This window comes from Embleya sp. NPDC020630, assembly GCF_044334985.1.
Classification (GTDB): domain Bacteria; phylum Actinomycetota; class Actinomycetes; order Streptomycetales; family Streptomycetaceae; genus Embleya.
The window spans coordinates 1,154,649-1,166,481 of record NZ_JBIRUB010000002.1; the positions used below are offsets into that span (position 1 = coordinate 1,154,649).

11 protein-coding genes are annotated in these 11,833 nt (G+C 72.2%); 7 read left to right on the top strand and 4 right to left on the bottom strand.

The window, feature by feature from the left end; all coding sequences use genetic code 11:
- The first annotated feature begins 411 nt into the window (after positions 1-411).
- Both ACH4XV_RS11145 and ACH4XV_RS11150 read left to right on the top strand, forming a co-directional pair.
- Positions 412-999: a DUF5998 family protein gene (locus ACH4XV_RS11145; protein ID WP_161365428.1), complete on the top strand. Its 588-nt coding sequence runs from the start codon at positions 412-414 to the stop codon at positions 997-999.
- Positions 996-2,162, top strand: coding sequence for an alkaline phosphatase family protein (locus ACH4XV_RS11150; protein WP_395788515.1), 1,167 nt, complete (start codon positions 996-998; stop codon positions 2,160-2,162). Before ACH4XV_RS11145 ends, ACH4XV_RS11150 begins: the two co-directional genes overlap by 4 nt.
- A gap of 508 nt (positions 2,163-2,670) precedes the next feature.
- On the opposite strand, the gene ACH4XV_RS11155 is transcribed toward ACH4XV_RS11150, so the two are convergent.
- Positions 2,671-3,450: a VOC family protein gene (locus ACH4XV_RS11155; RefSeq protein ID WP_395788517.1), complete on the bottom strand. Its 780-nt coding sequence runs from the start codon at positions 3,448-3,450 to the stop codon at positions 2,671-2,673.
- Positions 3,451-3,560: 110 nt separating this feature from the next.
- Here ACH4XV_RS11155 and ACH4XV_RS11160 point away from each other — a divergent pair, with 110 nt between their 5' ends.
- Positions 3,561-4,403: a sulfurtransferase gene (locus ACH4XV_RS11160; RefSeq protein ID WP_395788518.1), complete on the top strand. Its 843-nt coding sequence runs from the start codon at positions 3,561-3,563 to the stop codon at positions 4,401-4,403.
- A gap of 91 nt (positions 4,404-4,494) precedes the next feature.
- Here the strand turns inward: ACH4XV_RS11160 and sepH are convergent, their stop codons facing one another.
- On the bottom strand, positions 4,495-5,625 hold the full coding sequence (gene sepH / locus ACH4XV_RS11165; protein ID WP_379996076.1) for a septation protein SepH: 1,131 nt from the start codon (positions 5,623-5,625) through the stop codon (positions 4,495-4,497).
- A gap of 421 nt (positions 5,626-6,046) precedes the next feature.
- Here sepH and ACH4XV_RS11170 point away from each other — a divergent pair, with 421 nt between their 5' ends.
- Positions 6,047-6,967, top strand: a complete 921-nt coding sequence (locus ACH4XV_RS11170) for a hypothetical protein (protein WP_395788520.1) — start codon at positions 6,047-6,049, stop codon at positions 6,965-6,967.
- 21 nt (positions 6,968-6,988) lie between these two features.
- Here ACH4XV_RS11170 and ACH4XV_RS11175 read toward each other — a convergent pair whose 3' ends face one another.
- Positions 6,989-8,323 (bottom strand): D-arabinono-1,4-lactone oxidase, encoded by a 1,335-nt coding sequence (locus tag ACH4XV_RS11175; RefSeq protein ID WP_395788694.1) that lies wholly within the window; start codon positions 8,321-8,323, stop codon positions 6,989-6,991.
- 160 nt (positions 8,324-8,483) lie between these two features.
- Here ACH4XV_RS11175 and ACH4XV_RS11180 point away from each other — a divergent pair, with 160 nt between their 5' ends.
- Entirely contained in the window at positions 8,484-9,659 is a 1,176-nt protein-coding gene (locus ACH4XV_RS11180) for a ferrochelatase (protein ID WP_395788522.1), read from the top strand.
- Positions 9,656-10,447 (top strand): inositol monophosphatase family protein, encoded by a 792-nt coding sequence (locus ACH4XV_RS11185; protein ID WP_395788524.1) that lies wholly within the window; start codon positions 9,656-9,658, stop codon positions 10,445-10,447. The genes ACH4XV_RS11180 and ACH4XV_RS11185 overlap by 4 nt, the downstream gene beginning before the upstream one ends.
- A 154-nt stretch (positions 10,448-10,601) precedes the next feature.
- Here ACH4XV_RS11185 and ACH4XV_RS11190 read toward each other — a convergent pair whose 3' ends face one another.
- Positions 10,602-10,775 (bottom strand): hypothetical protein, encoded by a 174-nt coding sequence (locus tag ACH4XV_RS11190; RefSeq protein ID WP_020555845.1) that lies wholly within the window; start codon positions 10,773-10,775, stop codon positions 10,602-10,604.
- A 396-nt stretch (positions 10,776-11,171) separates the two neighbouring features.
- On the opposite strand from ACH4XV_RS11190, the gene ACH4XV_RS11195 reads away from it, so the two are divergent.
- Positions 11,172-11,825 (top strand): response regulator transcription factor, encoded by a 654-nt coding sequence (locus tag ACH4XV_RS11195; protein ID WP_078974953.1) that lies wholly within the window; start codon positions 11,172-11,174, stop codon positions 11,823-11,825.
- Positions 11,826-11,833: the final 8 nt, after the last annotated feature.

Genomic DNA, 11,833 nt, shown 5'->3' on the forward strand with positions numbered 1-11,833 from the left:
ACATGGCTGCGCATTTCATGCCGTTCACGCTGTCCGGACCGAGCCGCCCCACGCCGGTCGTTTCCCCGAGTGTCCCCGGCGATGAGGCGGTGTCACTCGTCCCCCCGCCCGGGGGCACGAGTGTCGCGAGAGATCCGCCGGTGCCACCGTCTGCACGGCGCGTCCCTGTTGCCCCGGCCGGGTCTCTCGAGAGATCAGTCAACCCCGCCGAGCCGTCGAACGGGAGGGCGCACTAAAGGCGCACGGTGGCGATCCGTAGAGGGCGCCCCAACGGTGCGCATCCACCTCACCCGTTCGGTCCTGTCATTACGTCGACAAACCGTCACCATTCGGCAACGGCCGGTATCCGACCCGATCTTCGGACGAGGCGGATGGCGCACGGGTGCCCTCGGAGGTGCCAGGATGGGGGGTATGGCTAAGACCACCACCTCGACCCAGGGGCTGCGCACGGCCATCGAGCGCAGCGGTTACTACCCGAGCCTCGTTGCCGACGCGGTCGAGTCCACGATCGGCACCGAGCCGGTCGACGCTTTCCTGGTGCACCAGGAGACCACGTTCGATTCCAATGAGGTCCGCCGCCACATCACCGTTCTGGTGCTCACGCCAGGCCGATTCCTGGTCAGCCACACCGACGAACACGCACCCGACGACACCTCGCCCACGCCCTACGCGACCACGTCCACCGAGACCGTGCGGATCGACCGACTCGAGTCGGTCGTGGTCAGTCGGGTCGTAGGCAACCCCGCCGAATACGTTCCGGGGGCCCCGCCGCGCGAAGCCGTGCTGACCATCGGCTGGGGCGCGGTCGGCCGCATCGACCTGGAACCGGCCGGATGCGCCGACCCGAACTGTGAGGTCGACCACGGCTACACCGGCTCGTTGACCGCCGACGACCTGTCGCTGCGGGTGAGCGAGGCCGCCGACGGCCCCGAGGCGGTGGAGCGCACGCTCACCTTCGCCCGCGCGCTGTCCGAGGCCGTGGCCGGCATCAACCAGTGAGCACCTCCGTCTGGCTCGACGAGCAACCCCCGGTCCCGTTGCCCCGCTACGAGGCCGGGGCGCTGTGCGACCTGCTGCCCTCCATAGCCGCCTCCCTCGGCATGCCGGGGGAGCGGAACATCCTCGGCCTCGCGCCTGCGCGCGCCGCGTGTGTGTTCCTGATCGACGGCCTGGGGTGGGAGTTGTTGCGGGCGCATCCCGTCGAGGCGCCGTATCTGTACTCGCTCCTGGCCGGCTCGTTCGCCGGCAGCGGCACACCGCTCACCGCGGGCTTCCCGGCGACCACCGCGACCAGCCTCGCGTCGTTCGGCACCGGGCTCACCCCCGGTGTGCACGGCCTGGTCGGCTACGCGGTGGCGGTGCCCGGCGAGAACCGGCTGATGAACCAGCTGCGCTGGGTCGGCGACATCGAACCCCGGGCGTGGCAGCCGTATCCGAGCGTCCTCGAACGCGCCGCCGCGGCCGGGATCACCGTCGCGCAGGTCAACGACACCATGTTCGAGCACACGCCGCTGACCAGGGCGGCGCTCGCCGGCGGTCGCTACTTCGGCGCCGAGTTCGGCGACCCCAGGATCGAGGCGGTACACGGGCAGTTGGCGCAGCCGGGCCCGGTGCTGATCTACACCTACGCGAGTGAGCTGGACCGCGTCGGGCACGGCATGGGCGTCGACTCGCCCGAGTGGCGCGCGGAGTTGCGTCGGATCGACGGGGTGGTCCGGGCGATGGCCGAGGGGATGCCCGCCGACTCGGTGTTGTACGTCACGGCCGACCACGGCATGGTCGACGTAGCCCCCGAGCATCGGGTCGACGTGGACGCCGACCCCGGCCTGTCCGCCGGAGTGGCCCTGCTCGGCGGCGAGGCGCGCGCCCGGCACGTCTACACGCGACCCGGCGCGACCCGGGACGTGTACGCGATCTGGGACGACATGCTGGGCGACCGGATGTGGGTGGTCACCCGCGACGAGGCGATCGAGTCGGGCTGGTTCGGGCCCAAGGTCGAGGACCGGGTCCGCGAGCGCATCGGCGACATCGTCGCGGCGGCCTTCGGCGACGTCGCGGTGGTCGCTTCCCGACGCGAGCCCGGCGAGTCCCGACTCACCGGCGTGCACGGCTCGATGACCGCGGCCGAACAACTGATCCCGCTGCTCGAAGTGCGGAGTTAGCGCCTGCGCGCGCCGGATTCGGCGGGCGCGGCGCGTCTCGGTGGGCCCGGCATCTCGGCAGGCGCAGCTTTTCCGCAAGCACAGCTTTTCCGCAAGCACAGCCTTTTCTGCAAACACAGCCTTTTCTGCAAACAAAAGGGGCGGCCCCCGATGGGGGTCGCCCCTTTATGCGAATCACCGCCGGTTCAGGCCTGGTTGCGCTTCTTCTGCACAGCGAGCGCGACACCCGCGGCGGCGGCGAGCAGCAGGACGATCTTGAACAGCTTGCCCATGGAAATGGACCCCCTCGATGGTCGAAACGATGGTGCGTCTCCCGGCGGGGAAGGTCGCGGGTGACGCGGCCCGTGTGTACGTAGGCGCACGGGTCCCGCCGATCCCGGACCCCGCTCCGGTCGGAAGCCCGTCAAGCTCGACTCTACGTCACCCGTTTGGTTCAAGGGGGGAGCGGTTTCCGGTCGGAGTGGCGGCCCGGTCCGGCCCGATCCGGCGGCGGATCGGGAGCAGTCGACTATTCCGGACCATTCGGATTCGAGGCCACCGCGATCACGTTGAACAGCGCGCCCTGCGGATCCCGTATGGCGGCCACCCGGCCGTACGGGGACTCCTCCGGCCCGCGCAGCACGATGCCGCCCAGGTCGTCGACCCGTGCGACGCTCTCGTCCGCGTCGCGCACCGCGAAGTAGACGGCCCAGTGCGGCGGCGGCCCGTTGCGCACCCCGGCGAGCCCGCCGCGCGGCACACCGTCGACGTGGAAGGTGGCGTAGTCGAAGTCGGCGTCGGACATGTCCTGGAAGGTGACGCCGAACACGTCCGCGTAGAACCGCTTCGCCCGGTCGCTGTCCGGTGTGTACAACTCGTTCCACACCACGGCGCCGGGCTCGTTCACCACCCCCGCGCCGATGTGTTCGCGCGCCTGCCAGACGGCGAACACCCCGCCCGTCGGGTCGGCGGCCACCGCCGTGCGGCCCAGCGTGCGCACGTCCATCGGCGGCACCGTCACCTCGCCGCCGGCGGCGACGACCGCGCGGGCCACCGCGTCGATGTCGTCCGCCGCGAGGTGGGTGGTCCAGGCGATCGGCCCCGGCTGCCCGGGCGCTCGGTCGAGCAGGCCGGCGACGGGCCGCCCGCCGAGGGTGCAGGTCGTGTAACTGCCCGGCGGGGCCGGCTCGATCTCGTCGTCCCAGCCGAACAGTCCGCGATAGAAAGCCAGTCCGGCCGCGACATCGGGCACGGCCAGGTCCACCCAACACGGCACGCCGGTGGGATATCGCGAGGTCCACACACTCATCGCTGCCTCCTCGGCAGAAGGTGACAATCGGGGACGATACGACATCGATGCTGCCGGCCGCGTGCCCCATGTGCTCGTCGCCGAGCCGTCACACGAGGCAGGATGCCGTCATGAGTTCCCTGATCAGCGCGGCCGACCTGGCCGCCGCCCTGGACGGTTCGTCGCCCCCGATCGTGCTCGACGTCTCCTGGCAACTGGGCGGCCCGCCCGGCATCGACGCCTACCGGGTCGCACACGTGCCCGGCGCGCACTTCGTCGACCTCGCGAAGGAGTTGTCGGGACCGCACACCCCGACCGGCGCCGGCGGCCGGCATCCGGTGCCCGAACCGGCCGCGTTCGGCGCGGCCATGCGGCGGTACGGGATCGGCCCGGAGACCGACGTGGTCGTCTACGACGCGGGGCAGAGCATCGCCGCGGCGCGCGCGTGGTGGTTGTTGCGCCACTTCGGTCACGACCGGGTGCGCGTGCTCGACGGCGGCCTCGGCGCCTGGACGGCGGCGAACCTGCCGGTCACCGACGTGGTGCCGGCACCCGCCGAGCCGGGCACCTTCGTACCGCGCCCCGGCGGCACGACCCGGCTCGACGCGGACCAGACCGCGGCGTTCGTTGCGGGCGGCGGTGTGCTGCTCGACGCCCGCGCCGGGGAACGTTTCCGCGGCGAGACCGAGCCGATCGATGCCAAGGCCGGCCACATCCCCGGCGCGGTCAGCGCGCCCGCGACCGACTACACCCACGCCGACGGCCGGTTCCGCGAACCCGCCGAGCTGGCGGAATACTTCGCGACCAAGGGCGTGGTTCCCGGCGCGCGGGTGGCCGCCTACTGCGGCTCCGGCGCGACCGCCGCGCACGAGGTGCTGGCGCTGCACCTGATCGGCGTACCCGCCGCGCTGTACGCCGGTTCGTGGAGCGACTGGATCTCCGACCCGGAACGCCCGGTGGCCACGGGCGAGTAGCCGTGAGCGGTCGGCGCCGCCGGAGACGGGACACGACAAAGGAGCCGAGGAAGACCTCGGCTCCTTTGTCGTGTCGTCTGTGGTTATTCGGTTATTCGCGCCGTTTGCGCCTGCTGCCGAAGACGATCTCGTCCCAACTGGGCACCGTCGCCCGGCGGCCGGGGCGCACCCCGTCGGCCTCGGCCTGCCGGTCGGTGCTGCCGACCAGCCGCTCGCGGTGCGGGCCGACCACACCGCGCGGCACCAGCACGTTCTCGTAGGCGCTGCCCGCGCCCGCCGCCGCGGCGGGGGCCTGGGTCTCCTCCTCCTCGATCGGCTCGGCGCGCTCGGGGCGTTCGGCCCGCTCCGCGCGTTCGATCCGCTCGGGCCGCTCGACACGTTCGATCCGCTCCGGGCGCTCGGGCCGCTCCGTACGCTCGATGCTGCCCACGCGCGGGCGCTCGGCCAGCGCGGTGACGTCGATCCGCATCGGCCCGGGGGAGGCCTGCCGCTCCTGTGCGGCCGGCTCGCCGCGCAGTCCGGGTACGGCGTCGAGCAGGCTGGTGATCGCGTCGTCGTCGCTCTCGCGCGGGATGGTGGCCAGGCGCGGGCGAAACGGGAACGGCGTCTCGGACGCCGCCGGGTGTTCGCCGATCAGCGAACGCGCCTCGTCGTCGTTGGTGGTCACCAGGCGGCGGGGCGGGTCGAAGCTCCAACTCGCCGAGCGCATCTCGCCGTCGGCGCGGTACAGCAGCAGGATTTCCCAGCTGCCGTCGTCGCGGCGCCACGAATCCCACTGCACCGACTCGGAGTCGGCGCCGCGCAGGTGCAGTCGCTCGGTGACGATCTCGCCGAGCAGTGGACCGGTGGTCTCGCCCTGGCGGCGGATCGGGGTCTTGCGGGCACGCTCGGCCATGAAGGCACGCTCGGCGAGCACCGGACCCTCGAACCGCCGTACGCGGTCCACGGGGATGCCGGCGAGCTGTGCGACCTCCTCCGCGGTGGCACCGGCCCTTATCCGGGCCTGGATGTCACGCGGACGCAGCTGGCTCTCGACCTCGATCTCGATCTGACCGAGTCTGGCGCGGTCGCCCCGGACGGCGGCACGGAGCCGCTCGTCGATGGGCAACATGTACTCAGTGCCGTCGGCAGCCTTCAGCACCAACCGTGTGCCGTCGTTGCTGACGGCCACGACACGCAGTTCGGGCATGGGGACCTCCCGGGTGGTGCCTGCCGACGTCACCTGCGTCGTTGCTCCCGCTACGAGTGTGACCTGCCCAGCCTCGGCATGACCACAACCTGACCGAGTTGTCCGGCGTGTCGGATTTATTACCTGACTGGCCGAATTGCCTTGGTTACACCATTTCGGGTAGATACCGGGGCGGTGCCCCACCCTGACCCCTGCGGTCGGTCGCCTCCCCCTTCGCGCACAGGCCTTTCCGGAACCTGGCGTGAACAGTACTCCATTCGGGGGCTCTACCGGGACACACCGCGCCGCATCGGCGCGTCCCGTTCGGACGAGTCGTTTTCGGCCGTCCGGGGTGATGTCGATCACAAGATTGGGCCGATTGGAACGATGTCGCTGGGCCGTTCAGTCGTAACCAGGGTGAAGTCGTGTTTTTCATGATTAGCCGCCGGTTGTGAACGAACGTGCAAGGAAAGTGATGCCGGAAAGGACCGAGCGTGAACGTCGCCGGATCGATGTCAACGGGGTGCAGGTCGTGGGCAGTGCCCTGGCGGCCATCTCCTCGGCGTTCCTGCTCTCCACCCTCGGCGTCGCCGGGACGGTGATCGGCGCGGCGCTCGCGAGCGTGGTCGCCACCGTCGGAAGCGCGGTCTACGTCCACCTGTTCCGGCGCACCGGCGAACAACTGCGCGACGTGCGCGCGACGCTGACCCCGCCGCCCGAGAGCGGGCCGGCCACCGAGCCGACCGCGATCCCAGACCGGCCGACGGGCGTGGCCGATCCGGGGCGGGCGACCGACGAGACGATGCTGCTGCCGGTCGGCGAGTACACCCGGACGCCGGGCGACGCCGGGGCCGAGACCGGGGCGGAGCCCGCCCCGACCGGCGAGCGGCGGGTCTGGCTGGCCCGTTCGCTGGTCGGCGCGGTGGTGGTGTTCGTGGTGGCGATGGGCGTGGTCACCCTCGCCGAGACCGCGATCGGCCGTTCCTTCGCGAGTCTGTTCGGGCACGGCGACGACGGCTCGACCATCTCGCGCATCGTCGACGACAAGCGCACCCGCGACGACACCCCGAAGTCGCCCGGCGGGGCCACCCACGGCCCGACCGGCTCGACCGGATCGACGTCGAGCCACGCCCCGGACACCGGCGACAAGGCCACGTCGACCCCGAACGGCGGCGGGGGCGCGACCTCGGTGCCCTCGACCACCCCGACCACCCGGCCCAGCGGCAGCGCCTCGACGAACCCGACCGGCTCCACGCCGCCGACCACGCCCGCGTCCCCGACCAAACCCCCGGCGGGCGGCTCGGCCGGCGGCGACACGGACGCCGGCGGCGGCGCGGCGGCCGGGAACGAGGCGGGCGGCCGGGGCGGCACGAACGCGAACGCGGGCACCCGCTGACCGACCGGCGCCCCCGCTGCCTCAGTCGCCCAGCACCCGACGCAGATAGTCGTTGCCGAAGCGGCGCTCCGGGTCCACCCGGTTCCGCAGCGCCGTGAAGTCGGCGAACCTCGGATAGAGGTCGGCCAGGTAATCCGCGTCGCGGGTGTGCATCTTGCCCCAGTGCGGGCGCCCGCCGTGGGCGACCATGATCTTCTCCACCTCGGTGAAGTACCGCTCGTGCGGCGTCCCCTTGTACAGGTGCACCGCGATGTAGGCGGTCTCGCGCCCGTACGCGGTGGACATCCACAGATCGTCCGCCGGGGCCACGCGCACCTCGACCGGGAAGCCGATCGGCAGGCCGGCGGCGTCCACGAACGCGCGCACCTCGGTCAACGCCTCGGTCGCCGCCGCACGCGGCAGCGCGTACTCCATCTCGATGAAGCGCACCCGGCGCGGACTGGTGAACACCTTGTGCGAGGTGTCCGAGTAGGTGCGCGCCGACAACGCGCGGCTGGAGAGCCGGGCGATGGTGGGCACCGTGCGCGGCGCGGCGCGGCCGACCCGACACGCGAGCGAGAACACCCCGTTGGACAACAACTCGTCGTCGAGCAGGAAACGCGCCTTCGACAGCGGCTTCGCCGGCCCCTCGATCCGGTTGTTGCGCTTCACGTTGCAGTTGTCGGTGTGCGGGAACCAGTAGAACTCGAAGTGCTCGTTGTCCGCGCACAGCGCGTCGAAGTCGGCGAGCACCGCGTCGAACCGCATCGGCTCCTCGCGCGCCTCCAACAGGAAGCTCGGCTCGACGCCGAAGGTCAGCGCGGTCACGATGCCCAGCGCACCCAGACCGACCCGGGCCCCCGCGAACAACTCGGCGTTCTCGGTCGGCGAGCACGTGGTGATCTCGCCGTCGGCCAGCACGATCTCCATGCCGCGGATCTGCGCCGCCAGCGAGCCGGACGCCCGCCCCGTGCCGTGGGTGCCGGTGGAGGTGGCGCCGGCCAGGCTCTGCACCGCGATGTCGCCCATGTTGGTCAGCGCGAGGCCGTACCCGGTGAGCAGCGTGTTGAAGTCGCTCAGCCGCATCCCGGAGCCGACCGTGATGGTGCCGGCCGCGCGGTCGAGCGCGTGCACCTCGGTCAGCCCCTCCGGGCGGATCTGTACGCCGTCGGTCACCGCGATCGAGGTGAACGAGTGGCCGGCGCCGACGGCCTTGACCGAGAGCCCCTGCGCGGCGGCGCGGCGGACCGCGGCCGAGATCTCCTCGGCCGATCCCGGGGTGAGCACCGAATGCGGTCGCGCGGACTGGTTCCCGGTCCAGTTCCGCCAGGCGGGGGGCGTCTTGGAGACGGCGGTGCCGGCGCTGCTCAACGGGATTCCTCCTGGGGTCGAACGCGGGATCTGCCGGACATTACCCGCCGGTCAACGGACCGGGAAGGGGTCGCCGCAGGATGGGCGGCAACTCACCCGCGACACACCCCCCGCGGCCCGGGGTGTGATGTGGGCCGGCGCGGCGCACGATGCGAGGATCACAGGCATGCACGCGACACAGGTCCTCGACCCCGAGCCGTTCGACGCGCTCCTGGTGCTCTCCTTCGGCGGCCCGGACGCCCCCGACGAGGTGCTGCCGTTCCTGGAGAACGTGACCGCCGGACGCGGGGTCCCCCGCGAACGCCTCGAAGAGGCGGCCGGCCACTACGCGCACTTCGGCGGCGCCAGTCCGATCAACGCGCAGAACCGGGCGCTGATCGCGGCCGTCGAGGCCGACCTCGCCGCCCACGGGGTGCGGCTGCCCGTCTACTGGGGCAACCGCAACTGGCGCCCCTACCTGGCGGACACCGTGCGCCGGATGGCCGACGACGGGATCGAACGCGCCGCGGTCCTGGTGACCAGCGCCTACGGCTCCTACTCGGGCTGCGCGCAGTACCACGAGAACCTTCTCGCCGCCCGCGCCGAAGTCGGCGAGCGGGCCCCGGTGTTCGACAAACTGCGGCACTTCTTCAACCACCCGGGCTTCGTCGAGCCGCTGGTGGACCACACCGCGCAGGCGTTGGCGCGGCTGCCGGAGCGGGTCCGGGCCGGCGCCCGCCTGGTGATGGTCACCCACTCGATCCCCACCGTCACCGCACGCACCGCGGGCCCGGCCGGCAACGCCTACGTCACCCAGCACCGGGAGACCGCGCGCCTGGTCGCCGAGGGCGTCGCGCGCGCGGTCGGCCGCGAACACGACTGGGACCTGGTGTACTCCAGCCGCAGCGGCCCCCCGCAGGTCCCGTGGCTGGAGCCGGACGTCAACGACCACCTCGTCGAACTGGGCGCGGCCGGGGTGCCCGCCGTCGTGCTGGTGCCGATCGGATTCCTGTCCGACCACATGGAGGTGGTCTACGACCTCGACGTCGAGGCCGCCGCCACGGCCGCCCGGATCGGCCTGCCGCTGGCCCGGGCCGCGACCACCGGCGCCGACCCCAGGTTCGCCGCCGCGGTGCGCGAACTCGTGCTCGAACGGGCCGCGACGGTGCGCGGCGAGGCGCCCGCGCGGTGCGCGCTGGGCGTGCTGGGCGCCGCGCACGACGTGTGCCCGGTCGGCTGCTGTCCCGACCCCCGGGCCCTGCGTCCGCGCCCCGGGGCGTCGGCCCCCGACCCGGAGGCGACCGCGCGGGCGCCGCGCGGGGCGGCGCTGCTCGGTGAGCGCTCCGGCAGGATGGACCCATGACGATCGACACCGCGGAACTCCTGGCCATCGCCCGCGACGCGGCGCGCCACACCGGGGGCTTCCTGCTGCACGAGCGCCCCGCCGACCTCGGCGTCGCGGCGACCAAGAGCAGCCCCACCGACGTGGTCACCGAGATGGACACGGCCGCGGAGAAGCTGATCATCGAACGCATCCGGGCGCATCGACCGCACGACGGCTTCCTCGGCGAGGAGGGCGACGCGAGCGAGGGCAGCAGCGGGGTGCGGTGGGTGATCGACCCGATCGACGGCACCGTCAACTACCTGTACGACCTGCCCGGCTGGTGCGTGTCGATCGCCGCCGAGACCGCCGAGGGCACGCTCTTGGGCGTGGTCGAGGTCCCCGTGGTCGGCGAGACCTTCCACGCCGTGCGCGACGGCGGCGCCTTCCGCAACGGCAAGCCGATCCACTGCCGGCCCGCGGTGCCCTCGGCCCGGGCGCTGGTGGCGACCGGATTCGGCTACACCGTCGAGCGGCGCACCCGACAGGCCGAGGCGATCGCCGCGCTGCTCCCGCGCGTGCGCGACCTGCGCCGGGCCGGCTCGGCCGCGATCGACCTGTGCTCGGTGGCGGCGGGCCGGGTCGACGCCTACTACGAACGCGGCCTGAATCCCTGGGACGTCGCGGCCGGCGCGCTGATCGCCCGCGAGGCCGGCGCCGACGTGGTCGTCGACCTGTGGCCCGAGGCGGACGGCTCGACGATGTGCCTGGCCGCCCCCGCCGCACTGCGCGCGGAACTCCAGAGCGCCCTGGCCGCTCTGCACGCGTAGACGCGCCCACGGGTGAGGCCCGGATCGAGGTGATCCGGGCCTCACGGGTCTCGGCCGGACAGCCGAACCCCCGGCGTCCGCTGGGGACCTCGCCGGGGGAAACAAGAACGGGTGTGTCTGCTGCTGTACCGCGGTGGTGTGTGGCCGGTGTGGCTCAGGCGCTCTCGGGCAGCACCCGCACGCCGTGCTCCGACGCCATCCGCAGAAGATCGTCCAACTCGGACTGCTCGACCTCGACGAGGAAATCGTCACCGGTGTCGCATGCCTGCTTCAACGCCTGTTCGGTCTCACGTATGCGCCGCAGTACGCCGGCCGTGAATTCGTCCATAAGGCCGCCCCAATGTCACTCGTCGTCGCCGGTTTCGGTTGTCCTACCCCCCGTGCAACGCCGGGGAAACCACCGAAGCGGGGCCTTTGCGGCCCCTCGATCCAGGGGTCTGACCAGGGGACTTGCGCGAGCCAACGATCCGGTGTCGGACTTTCCGGGGCGTACCGGAATCCTTCCCTCCTTCGGGGGGTCCCGTAACGTCGGCAACCGGACATCTGCGCCGGGCCCGCCCGCGCCCGCCCGGGTCGGGTCGGGCCCGGCGCCGGCTTACCGGGGCTTTACCGGGCCGCGAGGGAAGATGGACAACGGATCCACCTCATCTCCATCCCCGTCTTCATCCTCGATTCCTTCGCGTCCCGCGAAGTTTTCGAGTCTTTCGAGCAGGAGGCACAGCCGGTGCGGGTTCTCGTAGTCGAGGACGAGCAGCTTCTGGCGGACGCGGTCGCTACCGGGTTGCGCCGCGAGGCCATGGCCGTCGATGTCGTATACGACGGGGAGGCCGCCCTGGAGCGGATCGCCGTCAACGACTACGACGTGGTGGTGCTCGACCGGGACCTGCCGATCGTGCACGGCGACGACGTGTGCCGGGCGGTCGTGGACACCGGCATCCCGATGCGGGTGCTGATGCTGACCGCCGCCGGCGACGTCAGCGACCGGGTCGAGGGCCTGGAGTTGGGCGCCGACGACTACCTGCCCAAACCGTTCGCGTTCAGCGAGCTGATCGCCCGGGTGCGCGCGCTCGGCCGGCGGGCCGTCTCCCCGCTGCCGCCGGTCCTGGAGCGGGCGGGTATCCGGCTCGACCCGAACCGGCGCGAGGTGTTGCGCGAGGGGGTGCCGGTGCACCTGTCACCCAAGGAGTTCGCCGTCCTCGACGTGCTGATGCGCGCCGACGGCGCGGTGGTCTCGGCCGAGCAGCTGCTCGAGAAGGCCTGGGACGAGAACACCGACCCCTTCACCAACGTCGTCCGCGTCACGGTGATGACGCTGCGCCGCAAGCTCGGCGAGCCGCCCGTCATCCTGACGGTGCCCGGCGCCGGATACCGCATTTGAGGACCGCC

Bases quoted from the DNA above. Each gene is read 5' to 3' on its own strand.
- ACH4XV_RS11160 (WP_395788518.1), top strand. From the start codon at position 3,561: ATGAGTTCCCTGATCAGCGCGGCCGACCTGGCCGCCGCCCTGGACGGT.
- ACH4XV_RS11185 (WP_395788524.1), top strand. From the start codon at position 9,656: ATGACGATCGACACCGCGGAACTCCTGGCCATCGCCCGCGACGCGGCG.
- ACH4XV_RS11145 (WP_161365428.1), top strand. From the start codon at position 412: ATGGCTAAGACCACCACCTCGACCCAGGGGCTGCGCACGGCCATCGAG.
- ACH4XV_RS11170 (WP_395788520.1), top strand. From the start codon at position 6,047: ATGCCGGAAAGGACCGAGCGTGAACGTCGCCGGATCGATGTCAACGGG.
- ACH4XV_RS11155 (WP_395788517.1), bottom strand. From the start codon at position 3,450: ATGAGTGTGTGGACCTCGCGATATCCCACCGGCGTGCCGTGTTGGGTG.
- ACH4XV_RS11190 (WP_020555845.1), bottom strand. From the start codon at position 10,775: ATGGACGAATTCACGGCCGGCGTACTGCGGCGCATACGTGAGACCGAA.
- ACH4XV_RS11180 (WP_395788522.1), top strand. From the start codon at position 8,484: ATGCACGCGACACAGGTCCTCGACCCCGAGCCGTTCGACGCGCTCCTG.